General features: G+C 68.7%; 16 protein-coding genes. 5 read left to right on the forward strand and 11 right to left on the reverse strand.

All coding sequences use genetic code 11. The features are described 5' to 3' along the window. Positions 1 to 10: 10 nt before the first annotated feature. From V8Z80_RS18615 to V8Z80_RS18635, 5 genes are all read right to left on the reverse strand, one after another. Positions 11 to 3,217, reverse strand: coding sequence for an efflux RND transporter permease subunit (locus V8Z80_RS18615; RefSeq protein ID WP_336063072.1), 3,207 nt, complete (start codon positions 3,215 to 3,217; stop codon positions 11 to 13). Then, positions 3,214 to 4,428, reverse strand: coding sequence for an efflux RND transporter periplasmic adaptor subunit (locus V8Z80_RS18620; RefSeq protein ID WP_336063073.1), 1,215 nt, complete (start codon positions 4,426 to 4,428; stop codon positions 3,214 to 3,216). The genes V8Z80_RS18615 and V8Z80_RS18620 overlap by 4 nt, the downstream gene beginning before the upstream one ends. A 14-nt stretch (positions 4,429 to 4,442) precedes the next feature. Next, the gene (locus V8Z80_RS18625) at positions 4,443 to 5,900 is read right to left on the reverse strand and encodes an efflux transporter outer membrane subunit (RefSeq protein ID WP_336063074.1); all 1,458 of its coding nucleotides are present in this window, start codon (positions 5,898 to 5,900) and stop codon (positions 4,443 to 4,445) included. Beyond that, on the reverse strand, positions 5,897 to 6,565 hold the full coding sequence (locus V8Z80_RS18630) for a TetR/AcrR family transcriptional regulator (protein ID WP_336063075.1): 669 nt from the start codon (positions 6,563 to 6,565) through the stop codon (positions 5,897 to 5,899). The genes V8Z80_RS18625 and V8Z80_RS18630 overlap by 4 nt, the downstream gene beginning before the upstream one ends. A gap of 96 nt (positions 6,566 to 6,661) precedes the next feature. Then, complete coding sequence (locus tag V8Z80_RS18635; RefSeq protein WP_336063076.1) at positions 6,662 to 7,267, reverse strand: FMN-dependent NADH-azoreductase; 606 nt, start codon at positions 7,265 to 7,267, stop codon at positions 6,662 to 6,664. 117 nt (positions 7,268 to 7,384) lie between these two features. Here V8Z80_RS18635 and V8Z80_RS18640 point away from each other — a divergent pair, with 117 nt between their 5' ends. Then, positions 7,385 to 8,329: a LysR substrate-binding domain-containing protein gene (locus tag V8Z80_RS18640; RefSeq protein WP_336063077.1), complete on the forward strand. Its 945-nt coding sequence runs from the start codon at positions 7,385 to 7,387 to the stop codon at positions 8,327 to 8,329. Here the strand turns inward: V8Z80_RS18640 and V8Z80_RS18645 are convergent. The 6 genes from V8Z80_RS18645 to V8Z80_RS18670 form a co-directional block, all read right to left on the reverse strand. Next, positions 8,323 to 9,252 (reverse strand): 2-hydroxyacid dehydrogenase, encoded by a 930-nt coding sequence (locus tag V8Z80_RS18645; RefSeq protein ID WP_336063078.1) that lies wholly within the window; start codon positions 9,250 to 9,252, stop codon positions 8,323 to 8,325. The genes V8Z80_RS18640 and V8Z80_RS18645 overlap by 7 nt on opposite strands. 96 nt (positions 9,253 to 9,348) lie before the next feature. Continuing rightward, the gene (locus tag V8Z80_RS18650; RefSeq protein ID WP_336063079.1) at positions 9,349 to 10,869 is read right to left on the reverse strand and encodes a tripartite tricarboxylate transporter permease; all 1,521 of its coding nucleotides are present in this window, start codon (positions 10,867 to 10,869) and stop codon (positions 9,349 to 9,351) included. A gap of 6 nt (positions 10,870 to 10,875) precedes the next feature. Next, positions 10,876 to 11,343: a tripartite tricarboxylate transporter TctB family protein gene (locus V8Z80_RS18655; protein ID WP_336063080.1), complete on the reverse strand. Its 468-nt coding sequence runs from the start codon at positions 11,341 to 11,343 to the stop codon at positions 10,876 to 10,878. Positions 11,344 to 11,530: 187 nt separating this feature from the next. Next, on the reverse strand, positions 11,531 to 13,009 hold the full coding sequence (locus V8Z80_RS18660; RefSeq protein WP_336063090.1) for a sensor histidine kinase: 1,479 nt from the start codon (positions 13,007 to 13,009) through the stop codon (positions 11,531 to 11,533). Positions 13,010 to 13,055: 46 nt separating this feature from the next. Then, entirely contained in the window at positions 13,056 to 13,742 is a 687-nt protein-coding gene (locus tag V8Z80_RS18665; protein ID WP_155196393.1) for a response regulator, read from the reverse strand. Beyond that, positions 13,723 to 14,298, reverse strand: coding sequence for an RNA pyrophosphohydrolase (locus V8Z80_RS18670; protein ID WP_336063081.1), 576 nt, complete (start codon positions 14,296 to 14,298; stop codon positions 13,723 to 13,725). The genes V8Z80_RS18665 and V8Z80_RS18670 overlap by 20 nt, the downstream gene beginning before the upstream one ends. Before the next feature lie 88 nt (positions 14,299 to 14,386). Here V8Z80_RS18670 and V8Z80_RS18675 point away from each other — a divergent pair, with 88 nt between their 5' ends. Genes V8Z80_RS18675 through tolR form a run of 4 tightly spaced genes read left to right on the forward strand, consistent with a single transcriptional unit; the run spans position 14,387 to position 17,702 of the window. Further along, positions 14,387 to 16,117: a proline--tRNA ligase gene (locus V8Z80_RS18675; protein ID WP_155196391.1), complete on the forward strand. Its 1,731-nt coding sequence runs from the start codon at positions 14,387 to 14,389 to the stop codon at positions 16,115 to 16,117. Between the two features lie 33 nt (positions 16,118 to 16,150). After that, the gene (ybgC, locus tag V8Z80_RS18680) at positions 16,151 to 16,576 is read left to right on the forward strand and encodes a tol-pal system-associated acyl-CoA thioesterase (protein ID WP_336063082.1); all 426 of its coding nucleotides are present in this window, start codon (positions 16,151 to 16,153) and stop codon (positions 16,574 to 16,576) included. 2 nt (positions 16,577 to 16,578) lie between these two features. Beyond that, the gene (tolQ, locus tag V8Z80_RS18685; RefSeq protein ID WP_336063083.1) at positions 16,579 to 17,259 is read left to right on the forward strand and encodes a protein TolQ; all 681 of its coding nucleotides are present in this window, start codon (positions 16,579 to 16,581) and stop codon (positions 17,257 to 17,259) included. Further along, entirely contained in the window at positions 17,259 to 17,702 is a 444-nt protein-coding gene (gene tolR, locus V8Z80_RS18690; RefSeq protein ID WP_336063084.1) for a protein TolR, read from the forward strand. Before tolQ ends, tolR begins: the two co-directional genes overlap by 1 nt. The last annotated feature ends 4 nt before the right edge of the window (positions 17,703 to 17,706 follow it).

Consider the following 17,706-nt stretch of genomic DNA (forward strand, 5'->3'; position numbering starts at 1 on the left):
GGCCGCCGCCCTAGTCCAGCGACCGGGGCCGGCCCGCGTCCGGCGGCGTCAGCAGCAGGTACAGCGCGGGCACGACGAACAGCGCCAGCACCGATACCGAAACCAGTCCGAAGATGATGACCAGCGTCAACGGCCGGTAGAAGGCGCTGCTGACCGCCAGCGGGACCAGGCCGACGATGGTGGTCACGGCCGTGGTCAGCAGCGGCCGCAGGCGCCGGGCCGATCCGGCCGCCGCCGCCTGGCTGACGGACATCCCGGCCTTGAGGTAGCCGTTCATGGTATCGACCATGATGATGCCGTTGTTGATGGCGATCCCGATCAGGGATACCAGGCCGATCATCGCGAAGAACGAAAACGTAATGCCGAAGGCCCAGAAGCCCAGTGCGGCCCCGACCACGGCAAGCGGCATGGTGGCGAAGATGATGAAGGCCTGGCGAAAGCTGCTGAACACGATGACCAGCACCCCGACCACCAGCACCACCGCGATGACCAGTGCGAGCAGCGCCGATGCGAAGGTCTGCGCGGTGTCGGCCGACTCGCCGCCGATCACCGCGCGGTAGCCGGGGGGCCATTGCCGCTGCAACGCGTCCAGTTGCGGCCCCACGTCGGCCATGACCTCGCCCACGGTACGCCCTTCGTTCTTGGCCATGACGGTCAGGGCGCGCTCGCCGTTGACGTGCGAAATGGCGATCGCCGCTTCGGACGGCACGGGCCGGACCAGCTGGTTCAGCGCGATGGAGCGGCCGTCCTCGGCAAACGCCCGCACGCGCGAAAGCTCTTCCGTGTTGCGCGGCCCGCCGGCTTCTCCGGGCCGGCTCGGCCATTCGGTGCCCAGGCGGATGTCGATGTCATCGGTGCCCTCGCCCGTCACGAAGGTGCCGACATCGTCCGAACTGAAGGCGATGCGCAACTGCGAAGCCAGGTCGTCATGGCCGATGCCGAAGAAATTGGCGGCCTCGCGGTCGGGCCGCAGCGCCAGCTGCGGCTTGAGCATGCCGATGTTGTCACGCACGTCCACCACGCCTGCGGTCTGCGAGAGCAGCGCCTGCACCTGGCGCGAGAGGCGCTGCAGTTCGTCCATGTCGGCGCCCACCAGCTGGATCTCGATCGGATCGCCGGCGCCGGGGCCGCTGGCCTCGGGCGCGACCAGCAACTGCGCCGCCGCCACGTTGGCCTGCAGATAGGCCGACAGCTCGCGGCGCAGCTCGTCGGCCAGCACGTAGGAATCCGCATCGCGCTCGGCGCGGTCGCGGAAGATGGCGGAAAAGCCGATGAAGTTCTCCGCCTCGCTGGGCTGCAGGTTCGAGGCCATCGAGCCGCCGGCAAAGGGGCTCTTGCGGCCCACCAGCTTGACCACGCTCTCGAAGTAGGGCTTGGCCCGCAGGATCTCGCCGACCTCGTCGGCCACCTGCTGGGAGGTCGCCAGCTGCGCCGTGGGCGGCAGCTCGATGTTGATGCCCAACCGCTCGCCGTCGGTGGGAGGAAACAGCTCCACGCGTGCCTGCGTGAAAGCCAGCATCGACAGCATGAACAGGCCGATGGCGCCGAACACCCATAGCCAGGACCGCCGGCGGCTGCTGACCACCGTGCGCAGGTTCCAGCGCTCCAGCCCGTTGACGGCCCAGGCGGTGATGCGGTCGGATAGGCCCTGCTGCCTGGGATCCTCGGGCTTGCGCGCCTTGCCCAGCAGGGCGCGCGAGAGCGGCAGCGAACACAGCATCGCCACGATGAACGAGATGACCAGGCAGACCACGGTCGTGGTGGGCAGCACGCGGATGAACTCGCCGACCGTGCCGCCGATCGACATGAGCGGGACCAGCGCGAGGATGGTCGTCAGTTGCGCGGCCAGGGCCGGCACGGCGTAGCGCCTGACGGTGGCCAGCACGCCCTGGCCGAAGGTCTTGCCCTCGTTGTAGATCTCCTCGTGCAGCCCTTCCATCAGGATGATGAATACGTCGATGATCATGACCAGGGCGATCACCATGCCGATGACCACCAGTTCGTTGAGCGAGTAGCCCATGAACAGGATGGCGAGCAGCACGCCGGCGAAGGTGACGGGCACCGACAGGCCCGCCACGATGGCCTCGCGCCAGGCGATGGTCAGCAGCAGGATGGCGAACACGATGGCCATGGTCTGCAGGGCGCTGACGAATACGTCGGCCAGCGCTTTCCATATTTGCACGGCCTCGTCCTGCGTGATGGTGTATTGCAGGCCGGCGGGCCAGGAGGCCTGCTCCTGCATCTGCGCGAGCGTGGCGCGCAGCGTGGCCACGAGATTGACCGTATCGGCGCCCGGCGTCTTGCGCACGGACAGCTCGAGCGAAGGCGCATAGGCAGCCCCGCGCGCGCTGAAGAAGGCGCGCGTGGTTTCGGTCTCCTGCATGCGGCGCACCGAGGCCACCTCGTCGAGCCGCACCGGCCTGCCCGCTCCCGATCCGTCGCGCCGCGTGACCGGCAAGGCGCGCAGATCGTTCACGTCGCGAAAGCGGCCCTCCAGCCGCACCACCGCGCCGATGCTGTCGCTGCGGATTTCGCCGAACGGCTGCTCGATGTTGGCCTGCTGCACGGCATTGCGCACCGCCGAAGGCGACAGGCCCAGCGCGAGCAGGCGCTCGGGGCGCAGCAGGATCTGGACGATTTCCTCGCGCTCGCCGCCGATGTCCACCTCGTTGACGCCGGGCAGCCGCTCGAGCGTGTCACGGATGCGGCGAGCCAGCTGGTTCATGGTGGCCGAGCCGCCATCGCCATGCAGGGTGAACGTGAAGATCGGCCGGTCGTCCACCGACGCCTGCGCGATGGCGGGGCGCTCGACATCGGCGGGCAGCTCGGCTTCGGCATCGGAAACCGCCGCCCGCAGGCGCGTCATGGCATCGACCGGATCGGCGGCCGCGTCGAACTCCACCGAGATGATCGAGAACGAATCGAAGGAAGCGCTATCGACCCGCGTGACGCCCTGCAGGGTCGTGACCTCGTCCTCGATGACGTCGGTGACCTGCTCTTCCATGGTGCGCGGATCCGCACCCGGCCAGGCGGTGGTGATGGTGGCCTGCGGGATGTTCAGATCGGGCAGCGACTCCTTCACCAGCTGGGAATACGCCAGCACGCCGCCCAGCGAGAGCGTCACCGCCAGCAGGATGCCGAATATCGGCTGCAGGAAGAAGAAGCGCGCCAGCGGGTGGGCATTGCGCACCTCCTGGCTTTCGTGCGGCACGCTCATGGCGCATGCCCGCCGCGTTGCAGCAGGCGCACCTGCTGGCCGTCGTGCAGCACCGCGCGCCCATCGGTCACCACCAGCTCGCCTTCCTGCACGCCTTCTGTAACCTGCCGGTGGTTGCCGGATTGCTGGCCCAGCTCGACCCTGCGCTCGGCGACCTTGCCCGAAGCGGGATCGACCACGAACACGAACGACTGGTCATTGCGAAAGCGCAAGGCGTCCAGCGGCACGGCCAGCGCGTCCTGTGCGGCCGGCTCGGCGATCCAGACCGCGACGAATTCGCCGTCCTGCAGCCCCGGCCCGGTACCTTCCGTATGGACGATGACCTGGAAGGTGCGGGTTTCGGGATCCAGGGAGGGGCTGACGGCGTAGACCCGACCCTGGACCTGGCCTTCGCGCGCCAGCGGATCCAGGCCCTGGCCTACCTGCGGCGGGTCGGCGCCGATCACCGCCCGGGCGCCGGCCTGTATGCGGCGGAAATCGTAGGAAGGCAGGTCCACGCGCACCTCGAAGCGGTCCGGATCGATGACCAGGGCCGGCACGGTACGCAGGGCGTTCTGCTCCGTGTTGGTCTGCAAGGTGCTGGGCATGAAATAGCGCCCTTTTTCTATGTTGAGCCGGGCCAGCACGCCGTCGATGGGCGAGACCAGCCGCGATTCGTCCACGCCGACCTGGGCCTGCGCCAACTGCGCCCGCGCGCTGTCGCGCGCGGCCCTGGCCTGCTGGATCTGCACGACGGCCTGGTCCAGCTCCTGTTTCGAGGCCGAACGCTGGCTGATCAGGACTTCGTAGCGCTGGCGGGTGACCTCGGCCAGCGCGAGGTTGGCTTGCGCCTCGGCCACCGCCGCGCGCGCGGCCTGCAGCTCGGCCTGCACCCGCTCGGGAGCCTGGTGGGCGATCAACTGGCCGGCCTTGACGGGGCTGCCCACGCGCAGACTCTCGTCGACATACGTGACCATGCCCTGCTGCGTGAAGGTCAGGAACTCGCGCTGGCGCGAGCGGGCCGTGCCCTGGCTGTAGATCCAGGGCTGCAGGGTGCGCCGCTGTACCGGCATGGCATGCACGCTGGCGATGCGCGTATCGGCCTGGCTGGCCGCGCCCGCCTGCGCGGCTGCGTCCTCGCGCGCCGGCGCCGGCGTATCGCCCCCGTCGCCGCAGCCGGCAAGGCCCAGCAAGGCGGCAGCGCCCGCGATGGTCATCCAGTGCTTGGTCATCGTTCTGTCTTTCGTCATGGAACGGAAAGGGAAGAAGGCTCGGCGGCCAGGGACGGGGGCTCGTCCTCGAAACCGCCGCCCAGCGCAAGATGCAGGGCGATGCGGTTCTCCAGCCGGGCATGGCGGGCACTGAGGTAGGCGCTGCGGCCGTCCAGCGCGCGCTGCTGGCTTTCCAGCACGTTCAGGAACGGGTCGATGCCCTGCAGGTAGCGGTTCAGCGAGACGTGCACGGCTTGCTCGGCGGCGCCAGCCGAAGCATCCAGCGCCGCCTCGCGCTCGCGCAGCAAGGCGTCGACCGCCAGGGCGCTTTCGACTTCCGCCAGGGCGTTGAGCGCGGTCTGCGCATAGGCGTACAGGGCCTCGTCGCGCTGGCCCTGGGCAATATGGACCTGCGCGGTCAGCCGCCCTCCCTGGAAGACCGGCTGCAGCAGGCGGCCCGCGATGGACCACACCAGGTTGCCGCTGCTGAACAATTCGGCAAGCTCGCTGCCCGAATAGCCGGCCGAACCGCTGAGCGTGAGCGCAGGCAGGAAGGAACGCTGCGCCGCGCCGAGCCGATAGCCTGCGGCCAGCAGCCCCAGCTCGGCGGCCTGCACGTCCGGACGGCGCGCCAGCAGCTGCGCGGGAATGCCGGCGGACGGCGGCGGCGGCACGGGGGGCAGCGCCTGGGCGGTGCGCAGGCTGCCCGAGGGATAGCCGCCCATCAGGACCTGCAGTTGCCGCAGGCTGCGCGCCAGGGTTTCGCGGCGCTGTTCCAGGCCTGCCCGGGCCGACTGCAGGTTGGCGTTGGCCAGCATGCCGTCGGCCGGCGAGGCGATGCCCGCCCGCACGCGATTGTCGACCTGCCGGGCCATCTCGGCCAGCGCCTGGACGGTGCGCGCCGACAGCTCGGCCTGTGCGCGCGCATGCACGATCTCGAAGTACATCTGCACGACCTGTGCGGCGACCGACTGGCGCATGGCCCGCAATTGCCGGGTGCTGGCCAGGTAATCGGCGCGCGCCGAGGCCGATAGCGCGGACAGCCGCCCCCAAAGGTCCAGCTCCCAGCTGACGTCCAGCGAGGCATCGTAGCCGGTGCCGATCATCGGGACCGCGCCCGGGCTGCCCGGCATGCCGGCGACGTTCTGCCGCTGCCGCGCCGCGCCGGCGCCCAGCCCGACCTGGGGCAGCTGGTCGGCCCGCTGCAGCCGCGCCTGCGCCTGGGCGATGCGTGTGCGGGCGATGGCTTGCGCCAGGTCCGGATTGCCCAGCAGCGCGGTATCGACGAAACGGTCGAGCTGCGCGTCGCCGAAATCCTGCCACCAGCGTTCGGTCCAGGCCCGCCCGCCGGCTGCGGACTCGGCGGCAAAGCCTTCGGGCAGGGTAAAGGGCAGTTGCGGCGGTTCGGGCGCGACCGATGAACAGGCCGTCAGGCAGGCCGCCAACCCCAGCAGGGCCGCGCGCGTGCGCAGGCGGCGGGCCGCGGGCCTCATGGTGCGCCCTGCCCGCCCAGCAGGGCCAGCAGCATTTCGCGATGGGCGGCGCGGATCTCGGCTTCTTCCTGCTCGGCTTGCCGCGCATCGAGCAGGAGCCAGGCCATCAAGGCTTGCAAGGCCGGCGCCGAGGCCAGCGAAAACTTGCGCGAGACCGCGTTGTCCGGCACCAGGCCCCTGGCCACGCATTCGTCCAGTTCGCGCTGGCGCTGGGCCGCATGGGGGCGGAAGATCGCCTCGTTCCAGCGCCGGATGCGCTCGGGCGCGCGCCCGCTCTCGGCGATCAGCAGCCGGAACGTGGCCTGGACGCGCGGATCGCGTATGAAGCGGTACACGCTGCCCAGATACCGGTCTATCGTCTCTTCCAGCGTGGCGCCGTCCGTCCATTGCCAATGCGGATGCGAGGACTGGTCGAAGATATTGCTGACCAGCAGCGCCTCCAGCACGTGTTCCTTGCTTTTGAAATGGGCGTACAGGCCGGCCTTGGTCAGCCCCGTGCGCTGGGCGATCCGGTCCATCGTGGCGCCCTCGAAGCCCACGGCGCTGAACTCGGCCAGGGCCGCGTCCAGGATCTGCCGCCTGCGCACCTCGGGACGCAGGCGCACGCGCCGGGCCGGATGCGCCGGGCTGGCAGGGGACAGCGGCGGGAGGGCGTTATCGGACATGGCCAGGCACGCGGCGAGCGTACGAAAGCCCCCATCCTAACACCCAAATGGTCGTTAATTTGTGTCCAAACGGAACAAGGCCGCCGTGACGCGCGCTCAGGCCGCCAGCAGCGTTTCGATGCGCCCGCGCGCCTGGCCGAGCGCGCGGTCCAGCGACTCCTGGCCCATCTTGACGCCTTCGGCGGCGATGACCGTGACGTCGTCCATGCCCAGAAAGCCCAGCATGGTGCGCAGATAGGGCGTGGCCGTGTCCACCGGCGTGCCCAGCGCCTGGCCGCCGCGCGAGACCAGCACGATCACCTGCTTGCCGGTGACCAGGCCCTGCGGCGTGCCGTCGGCGTTGTAGCGGAAGGTGACGCCCGCCCGCGCAATGAAATCCAGGTAGCTCTTGAGCTGGGCCGGGATGCCGAAGTTATAGATGGGCACGGCGATCACCAGGCGGTCGGCCTCGAACAGCTCGCGCACCAGGCCATCGCTGAGCTCGACGATCTGCTGCTGGGCCGGCGTGCGCGCCTGGGCCGGCGTGAACAGGGCGCCGGCGGCGGCCGCATCGAAATAAGGCAGCGGCTCGGCGGCCAGGTCGCGCACGATGACGGCGCCCTGGGGCTCGCGGGCCTGGATCTTGGCGATGGCGTGGCGGGCCAGGCCGCTGGAGAGCGAGGCTTCGCCCAGGATGGAGGAAAGCAGGACTAGGGTTTTCATGACAGGCTCCGTGCGGGCGTTGGGCCCTGTGGCTTCGATGGGCCTCACTTTACGCAGCGCCATTGCTTCGATAAATCATCCTACAATGCACAGGTCGTTCTGCTTATAGGACAATCGATGCAGGACCTGAACGATCTCTACTATTTCGCCCAGGTGGTGCAAGCCGGCGGGTTCAGCGCGGCGGCCCGCCGCCTGGACATTCCCAAATCGCGCCTGTCGCGCCGCATCGCCCTGCTGGAGGAACGGCTGCAGATGCGGCTGCTGCAACGCACGACCCGCAGGCTGCGCCTGACCGCCGCGGGCGAACGCTACCTGCAGTACTGCCAGAGCATTATCGAATCGGCCCGTGCGGCCGAGGACGCCATGCAGCAGATGCGCGCCGAACCGGCAGGCACGGTGACCCTGAGCGCGCCGGTGGCAGTGGCCCAGGAATCCCTGCAGCATTTGCTGCCCGAGTTCCTTGCCCAATGGCCCAAGGTGGACGTGCAGGTCATTGCCACCAACCGGCGCATCGACCTGGTGGCCGAAGGCGTGGACCTGGCCCTGCGGGTGCGCACGCGCCTGGACACCGACGCGGACATGGTGGTGCGGCGGCTAGGCGTAAGCAGCGCCCTGCTGGTGGCCAGTCCGGCCTTTCTGCAGCGTCACGGCACGCCCACGCATCCGGCCGAGCTGGCCGACTATCCTGCGCTGGCATTTAGCGAAACCGCCGGCCCGCAACGCTGGACCCTGCACGGGCCGCGTGGCGAGGAAGTCTCGGTCTCGGTCAGGCCGAGGCTGTGCGCCAACGATTTTCCCGTCCTGGCCGCCGCCGCCGTGGCCCACCAGGGCATCGGGCTGCTGCCCGACATGGGCGTGCTGCACGCCATTGCCCAAGGCAAGCTGGTGCGCGTCCTGCCGCAATGGGGCTCGGGCTCGGGCATTTTTCATATGGTCTATCCCTCGCGGCGCGGCATGCTGCCGGCGGTCAAGGCCCTGGCCGAATTCCTGACCGCCAGATTGCCCGCGGGCTGCGTGCAGCATCCGGCGGCGCGCGCCGGCCACGAGGCGGAAGGTCAGTAGCCCCTGCCGCGCTCGACCAGGCCCGAGGGCGTCTGCCCGGCCGCCAGGGCGCGGATCTTGCCGGCCACCTGCTCGATGGTTTCGTCATGCAGAGTGCGCGCGGCCACGTGCGGGGTGATGTGTATGGCCGGATGGCGCCAGAACGGATGCCCGGGCGGCAACGGCTCGGTGCGAAAGACATCCAGCGTCGCGCCGGCCAGGGGCCCGTGCTCGAGCGCATGCAGCAGGTCGGCCTCGACCAGGTGCGCGCCGCGGCCCACGTTGATCAGGTGGCTGCCGGGCATCAGCCGGCCCAGCGTGTCGCGGTTCAGGATGTCGCGGGTCTGGTCGGTCAGGGGCAGCACGTTGACCAGCACGCGCGTGCGCGCAAGGAACTGCGGCAGGGCCTGCGCGCCGGCATACCCCTGCACGCCGGGCACCTGCGCGCCCGAACGCGACCAGCCGGCTACCGGAAAGCCGAAATCGGCCAGGACCTGCGCCACGCGCCTGCCCACCGCGCCCAGGCCGAGCACGCCCACCGGCCACTGGCTGCGCTGCATGGGCGGCACATCGAGCCAGTGCTCGCGCGCCTGCGCGGCCTGGTAGGCGCCGAAGTCGCGCGCCGCGCGCAGCAGCGCGTACAGGCAGTACTCGGCCATCTGCACGGCCATGCCGGCATCCTCGAGCCTGTAGACCTGGACCGCGTCGGGCAGCACCCCCGAATCGAGCAAGGCATCGACGCCCGCGCCCAGGTTGAAGACGGCCTGCAAGGACGGCACCTGTTCGAACAAGGCCTGCGGCGGCTGCCAGACGATGGCCGCCTGCGCCCGCGGCGCCGCCATGCCCGGCCGCCACGCGCTGACGGTGTGTCCGGGCAGGGCGGCGGCGAAATCGGCGACCCAGCGATCGGCGTCGTAGTCTTTGGCGGCGAACAGGATGTGCATCTGCGAGAGGGAAAAAAAACGGCGGGCCTAAACCGTATCACGGTTTGCCCGCCGTACCGAAGCAGCCCGCCGGCCCGAGTCCCGGCGGGCCCATGCTCAGGCCTTGGCTTCCTGCAGCTTCTGGCGCTGCCGTTGGCGCACGGCCGAGATGAACACGAAGGCGATCAGCAAGGCGCTGGCGACCACGAAGCCCAGGCTGATCGGACGCTCGATGAAGATCGCCATGTCGCCCCGCGACAGCAGCAGCGCGCGGCGGAAGTTCTCTTCGACCATGGGACCGAGCACGAAGCCCAGCAGCAAGGGCGCCGGCTCGAACCGCAAGCGGATGAACAGGTAGCCCACGACGCCGAAGAAGGTCACCATCCCTACATCGAACAGGTTGTTGTTGGTGCTGTACACCCCCACGCAGACGAAGAACAGCGCGGTGGGGAACAGGTAGCGGAACGGCACCGACAGCATCTTGATCCACATGCCGATCAGGGGCAGGTTCAGCAGCAGCAGCAGGACGTTGCCCACCCAGAAGCTGGCGATCAGGCCCCAGAACATGTCCGAGTGCTCGGTCATCATCTGCGGACCGGGCTGGATACCGTGGATGATCAGCGCGCCCAGCATCAGGGCCATCACGGGGTCGCCGGGGATGCCCAGGCTCATCGTGGGAATGAAGCTGGTCTGCGAGGAGGCGTTGGTGGCCGCTTCCGGACCGGCGATGCCCTCGATGGCGCCGCGGCCGAAGCGGCGCGGCTCCTTGGCGACCTTCTTCTCGGTGGCATAGGAGATGAACGACGCGATGGTCGGGCCGGTGCCGGGCAGCACGCCGAAGACGGCGCCGATGGCCGAGCCGCGCACCACGGCCGGGGCGGACTGCTTGATGTCGCCCGGTTCGGGGCGCATGGCCTTCATCGAGATCTTGCCCCCGCCGATGACCTTGGCGCTGGAGTCGATCCGGTTGATGTTGCGCAGGAAATCGGCCACGCCGAACAGGCCCATGGCCAGCGCCACGATCTGCAGGCCGTCGCTCAGCTCCAGGATGCCGAAGTGAAAGCGCATGACGCCGGTATTGACGTCGGTGCCCACCACGCCCAGCACCAGGCCGACCACCACCATGATCACGCCCTTGAGCGCCGAGCCCTTGGCCAGCGTGGCGCCGGCCAGCAGGCCCAGCATCATCATGGCGAAGTATTCGGCCGGGCCGAACTTGAAGGCGACCTCCACCAGCACCGGCGAGAACAGGATCATGGTCATGATGCCCACCGACGCGCCGCAGAAGGAGGAGAACATCAGCATGAACAGCGCCGAGCCGGCCTTGCCGTTGCGGGCCATCGGGTTGCCGTCAAGGCAGGCGACCGCGTGCGAGGCGGTGCCCGGCAGGTTCAGCATGATGGAAGTGATGCCGCCGCCATACTGCGAGCCGTAGTAGATGCCCGCCAGCATGACCAGCGCGGCCGTGGGCGTCATCGTGTAGGTCAGCGGCAGCAGGATCGAGATCGAGGCGAGCACGCCCATGCCGGGCAGCACGCCGATCAGGTTGCCCATGACGACCCCGAAGGTCGCCCACATCAGGTTATCCAGCGCAAACGCGACGGAGAACCCATGCATCAGGTTCGAAAAGATATCCATGGATCATCAGCCCCAGCGAAACAACGGGAACTGCAGCTGCAGACCCCAGGAAAAGATCAGGGCGCCGACGATGGTCACCCCCACTGCCAGCAACAGCGCCGAACGCAAGGTGTGCTCGCGGTCGCCCAAGGCGGAGATGAAGACCAGCGCGAAGGTCGCGGGCGCAAGGCCGCCGTACTTGCCAAAGAACATGAAGGCGATCAGGCCGGCCAGGATGCAGCCCCAGCCGCGCCATTGCGGCGGTCCGGTGTCGTCCTCCTCGTCGTCGGGCGGCAGCGCCTTGATGCTGATCAGCATGAGCACGCCCAGGAACACCAGCAGGAAACCGAGCAGGATCGGGAACATGCCGGGTCCCATGCGCGACAGGGTGCCGACCTGATACGAATAGCCGCCGATGATGACGGCGATACCCAGTGCGATGACCAGGCCGGCGCCCAGTAACTCGCGCCGGATGATGCGCTTTGATGGCTGCAAGATGTGGACTCCCCACTTGTTTTTCCTGCCAAGGCCGGGCGCGACATCGCACCGCCGCCGCCGGCAGGTGGTTAGAAAGTGCAGGAGTCTAAGAACCGTTGCTTGCGATTTGCTTTCGGCCGGATGTAACAGAGACGGGCCCGGCGCGCGCGCCCAGGGGGGCGCGGTGATCGACTGGGGTATACCCCTATCCGCTGGTTTGCGAAGTTGCGGCTTGTGCGGCTTGTTTTGCCAGCGGCAGGCGCAGGATGGCCCGCAAGCCCACCGAGCCTTGGTCATTGGGCTCGCCATCGCCCAGTTCGATATCGCCGCCGTTGCGGCGGGCATAGGCGCGGGCGATGGCCAGGCCCAGGCCGCTGCCCGACTCGTCCTTGCCCGCTCCCACGCGCTCAAAGCGCGCGAAGGCCCGCTCGCGCAGTTCGGGCGCCAGCCCCGGGCCGTTGTCCACCACCACCAGGCAGACCGAGCAGGCGTCGGCCTCGATCGACACGGTGATCCGCGCGCCGCGCGGCGTGTAGTGAATGGCGTTGTGGATCAGGTTGGACAGCGCCTCGCGCAGCTCGTCCGCATTGCCCAGCACCGTATTGGCATGGCGCAGGCCCGGCGCGCGCGCGTCCTGCCAGCCTAGGTCCTGCCGCTTTTCACGGGCCAGGGGCAGATAGTGCAGCACCGCGGCATGCGCCAGGGCGGTGAGATCGACATCCTGCTTGGCCGCCGCCTCGTCGTGGCTGGCATGCGCCAGCGTCAGCAGCTGCTCGGTCAGCCGGCGCGTGCGCTTGAGCTGCTCGATCAGGGCCTGCAGCCCTTCGCGCATGCGTTCGGGGTCGCGCTCGCGCAGGGCATATTGCGCCTGCGTGAGCATGATCGCCAGCGGCGTGCGCATCTGGTGCGAGGCGTCCGCCAGGAAGTCGGACTGCTCGGCCAGCATGTCCCGATAGCGCGCGATGTGGTGGTTGACCGCATCGACCAGCGGCGCCACTTCGATGGGCACCCGGTCGGCATCCAGGGGCTCCAGGTCGTCCGGCGAGCGCTCGCGCACTTCCTTGCGCAGGCGATGCAGCGGGCGCAGGGCCAGGGCCACGCCCACCCAGACCAGCAGCACCACCAGGCCCACCATCCGGCCGTCGCGCAGGAACTCCTGGCGCCAGGCGCGTTCCTCGGCGGCCTGGCGCGGGCCGGTGCTTTCGGCCACCAGCACCAGCACCTGCCGGTGCGCCCCCTGGTAATAGAGATCGCGCCAGATAGCCACGCCGCGCACCGGGTCGTTGCGATAGACGCCGTCGTAGAAATAGGGCTCGCCGGCGACCATGGGCCAGATCCCGGGCCGGGGCAGGTCGGGCATGCCCAGCAGCGTGCGGCCCTGCGGCGGCACCCGCGTGCCGCCGGGCATCACCGGCGGATCGATCTCTTCGATACGGAAATACTTGCGCAGGCCCGCGCGCGACTCCAGCAGCACCTGGGCATAGACCGGCGCGCTCACGCGCAGGGTCAGGTCCTGCGCGAACTCGACGCTGCTCTCGAGCACCCGCGCCGGCTCGAGCAGGCTGTTGTCATAGGCGTCCGAGGTGACCTGGACCAGGGTGCGGTAGTCGTTCCAGCTGTCGAGCACCAGCAGCACCACGATGCCCGGCAGCAGCAGGGACACCAGCAGCGCCCGGATCCCCAGGCGCGGCAGGAAGTAATCGGGACTGAGGAACCGCGGCAGGCGCTTGCTAGGAGGACGTCGCTTCACTGGGCGCCGTCTCGAGCATATAGCCCAGGCCGCGCACGGTGGTGATGCGCACGTCGCTGCCTGCCAGCTTCTTGCGCAGGCGGTGCAGCACGACCTCGATGGCGTCCAGGTTGGCTTCGCTGTCGTGGGTGAAGACCTTGCCGAAGAGCTGGGACTTGTCCACGGGGTAGCCGGTGCGCATCAGCAGCGCGGCCAGCGCCGCATGCTCGCGCGGGGTCAGGAACAGCAGGGTGCCGTCCAGCGTGAAGGACCGGCTTTCGCTGTCGTAGGCCAGCGAGCCGCATTGCAGGCGGGGATGCTGGCGGCCGCGGCTGCGCCGCACCAGGGCCGTCAGGCGCGCTTCGAGCTCTTCGAGGGCGAAAGGCTTGGTCAGGAAGTCGTCGGCGCCCAGGTTCAGGCCCCGCACGCGGTCCTGCAAGGCGCCCTGCGCCGTCAGCAGCAGCACGGGCGTGCGGTCGTCGCGGCTGCGCATCTCGCGCAGCAGCACCAGCCCATGCTTGTCGGGCAGCCGCAGGTCCATGACGATGGCGTCGTATTCGTTGCCGGCCATGAAGGCCTCGGCCGTGCGGGCATCGGCCGCGTGATCGGGCACGAAGCCGCTCTGGGACAAGGCCCGGACCAGCCAGGCCGCCATTTCGCGTTCGTCTTCAACCAGCAATATGCGCATGCCTGTCGGCTCCGTCCTGCGGCGCGTTGGCCTCGCCGCGGCTGCCATGCACCTTCTGGCGCAGGTAGCGGGTTTCGTGGTGGCGCCGGAACAGGATGACCGACAGCTCGTTCAAGGCCTGCGTGTAGACTTCGCGCTTGAACTCGATGACGGCATCGAGCGGCACCCAGTACTGGCTCCAGCGCCAGGCGTCGAATTCGGGATGCGAGGTGGCCCGCAGGCATACGTCGCTGTCGCGGCCCATCAGGCGCAACAGGAACCATATCTGCTTCTGTCCCTTGTAATGGCCGCGCCATTCCCGCCTGACGAAGTTGTCGGGCACGTTGTAACGCAACCAGTCGCGGGTACGTCCCAATATCCGGACATGCTCGGGCTTGAGGCCGACTTCCTCGTGCAGTTCGCGGTACATGGCCTGTGCCGGGCTTTCGCCGTGCTTGATGCCGCCCTGCGGAAACTGCCAAGCGTGCTCCCTGAGCCGCTTACCCCAAAAAACCTCGTTCTTGTGGTTGACGAGAATGATGCCGACATTGGGACGGTAGCCTTCGCGATCGAGCATGGCCACCTCCAGCGAATTCAATACAATTGCACCCGATTATACGTATGTGCAGCCCTTCTGCCGACCTCCGGCACAACCCTGAGTCCTTATGCGCGCCTCCCGTTACCACCTGAATACGCTCAAAGAAGCCCCGTCCGATGCGGAAGTGGCCAGCCACCGGCTGATGACCCGTGCCGGCATGATCCGCAAGCTGGCCGGCGGCATCTATACCTATATGCCGCTGGGACTGCGGGTGATCCGCAAGGTCGAGGCCATCGTGCGCGAGGAAATGAACGCGGCCGGCGCCCTGGAGCTGCTGATGCCCGTGGTGCAGCCGGCCGAGCTGTGGCGCGAGTCGGGCCGCTGGGAACAATATGGCGCCGAACTGCTGCGCATCAAGGACCGCCACGAGCGCGATTTCGTGCTGCAGCCCACCTCCGAGGAGGTGATCACGGACATCGCCCGCAACGAGCTGCACAGCTGGCGCCAGCTGCCGGTGAACTTCTATCACATCCAGACCAAGTTCCGCGACGAGCGCCGCCCGCGCTTTGGCGTGATGCGCGGGCGCGAATTCACCATGAAGGACGCCTACTCCTTCGACCGCGACGAGGCCGGCGCCCAGCGCAGCTACGACGCCATGTACGCGGCCTACCTGCGCATCTTCGAGCGCCTTGGCCTGCAGTTCCGGGCGGTGGCGGCCGACACCGGCTCGATCGGGGGCGACCGCAGCCACGAATTCCAGGTCATCGCCGAGACGGGCGAAGACCTGATCGTCTACGACCCGGACTCCAGCTACGCGGCCAACATCGAGCTGGCCGAGGCGCCGGCCCTGCTGGCCGAGCGGGCCGCGCCGGGCGAGCCGCTGGCCAAGACGCCGACCCCCGGCGCGGCCAAGTGCCAGGCCGTGGCCGAGCTGCTGGGCCTGCCGCTGTCGCGCACGCTCAAGTCGCTGGTGCTGGCCACCGAGGACGAGGCCGGCGTGCAGGTCTGGCTGCTGCTGCTGCGCGGCGACCACGAACTCAACGAAATCAAGGCGGGCAAGCTGCCCGGGCTCAAGCAAGGCTGGCGCTTTGCCACCGAGGCGGAGATCGTCGAGCATTTCGGCTGCCAGCCGGGCTACCTGGGTCCGATCGGCACGGCGCGGCCGGTGCGGGTGGTGGCCGACCTGACGGTGGCCAGGATGAGCGACTTCGTCTGCGGCGCCAACGAGGCCGGCTTTCACTACACCGGCGCCAACTGGGGCCGCGACCTGCCCGAGCCGGAACTGGTGGCCGACCTGCGCAACGTGGTCGAAGGCGACCCCGCTCCCTCGGGCAAGGGCCGGCTGGCCATCCAGCGCGGCATCGAGGTCGGCCACGTGTTCTACCTGGGCACCAAGTATTCCGAGGCCCTGAAGGCGACCTACCTGGACGAGACCGGCAAGCCGGCCCTGATGCAGATGGGCTGCTACGGCATCGGCATCACCCGCATCGTGGGCGCGGCCATCGAACAGAACCATGACGAGCGCGGCATCATCTGGCCGGCGGCGCTGGCCCCGTTCCAAGTCGTGGTGTGCCCGGTGGGCTGGAGCAAAAGTGCAACGGTTCGTGACACGGCCGAGCGCCTGTACGAGGCCCTGCTGGCGCGCGGCGTGGACGCGATCCTGGACGATCGCGACCAGCGGCCGGGGGTGATGTTCGCCGAATGGGAGCTGATCGGGGTGCCGGTCCGGGTAACAGTTGGAGAACGCGGCCTGGCCGAGGGTGTGGTGGAATTGCTGACCCGTCGCCAGGGCGAAACCGCCAAGGTGCCGGTGGACGAGGCGCTCGAACAGACCCTGGCCTGCCTGGCCCGGGCCTGAGCCGCCGTCCCATCGCAAAAAATACCTGACAGAGTGACCACACCCGCAACATCGACCGCCGCCCTGACTTTGCGCGTCTATTACGAGGATACGGACGCGGGCGGCGTGGTCTTCTACGCCAACTACCTCAAGTTCCTCGAACGCGCCCGCACCGAATGGCTGCGGGCGCTGGGCGTCAACCAGTCGGAGCTGGCCGTGCGCGAGCACCGGCTGTTCGTGGTGCAGTCGCTGGACATGCAGTACCTGCGGCCCGCCCGCCTGGATGACCTGCTGGTCATCCACAGCCGCATCACACGACTGGGCCGCGCTTCGATACACTTCGCGCAGCGCGCCGAGCGCAACGGGGAACTGCTCGCTGCGGGCAACATCCAAGTCTGTTGCGTGGATGCCGGCTCGCTCAAGCCGGCCCCCCTGCCCCGGCCGCTCTGGGACACGCTAAAAGCCATCACACTGGAATGACCATGCAAGCAACCGCCGACATGTCGATACTGACGCTCATCCTCGATGCGAGCATCCCGGTACAGCTGATCATGCTGATACTGGTCGGTATCTCCATCATGTCCTGGACCTTCATCTTCAGCAAACGGGCCGCGCTCAAGAAAGCCGAGGCGCAGACGCGGCGCTTCGAGGACGACTTCTGGTCCGGCGGCGACCTGTCCATGCTGCAGCAGGCCGTGGCCAGCCGCCGCGCCGAGCACGGGCCGCTGGCGCGCATCTTCGACGCCGGCATGAACGAGTTCGTGAAATCGCGCCGCAACCACGCGGGCGGCGACGTCCACGCCGTGCTGGACGGGCCCCGGCGCGCCATGCGCGCGGCCTACCAGCGCGAGATGGACGCCCTGGAGTCGAACCTGAACTTCCTGGCCTCGGCCGGCTCGGTCAGCCCCTACATCGGCCTGCTGGGCACGGTGTGGGGCATCATGCACGCCTTCGTGGGGCTGGCCAACGTGCAGCAGGCCACGCTGGCCTCGGTGGCGCCGGGCATCGCCGAGGCGCTGATCGCCACGGCCATCGGCCTGTTCGCGGCCATCCCGGCGGTGGTGGCCTACAACCGCTACACCCACGACGTCGACCGGCTGTCGATCCGCTTCGACGCCTTCGTCGACGAGTTCCTGAACATCCTCCAACGCCAGGGGCGCTGATGCCATCCGTCCGCTCCCGTTCCGGCCGCGGCCGGCGGCTCAAGAACGAGATCAACGTCGTGCCCTACATCGACGTGATGCTGGTGCTGCTGGTGATCTTCATGGTCACCGCGCCCATGATCACCCCTGGCCTGATCGAACTGCCCTCCATGGGCCAGGCCGCCGAGGTCAAGGTCACGCCGCTCGAAGTGCAGATCGCCGAGAACGGCCAGGTGGCCGTGCGCATGCGCGAGGCCGGCTCGCAGCCGCAGGACATCGCGCGCGAATCGCTGGTCAAGGAAGTGCAGGCGCGCATCACGGCCGACACGCCGGTGGTGATCGCCGCCGACGGCCGCGTGCCCTACGAGCAGGTGGTCGAAGCGATGGACGAGCTGCGCGCCAGCGGGATCACGCGCCTGGGCCTGCTGGTCAACCAGAAGGGCGGCGCGCCCGCCGGCCGCTAGGCGC

The organism is Orrella sp. JC864, assembly GCF_037026685.1.
GTDB lineage: Bacteria > Pseudomonadota > Gammaproteobacteria > Burkholderiales > Burkholderiaceae_B > Orrella.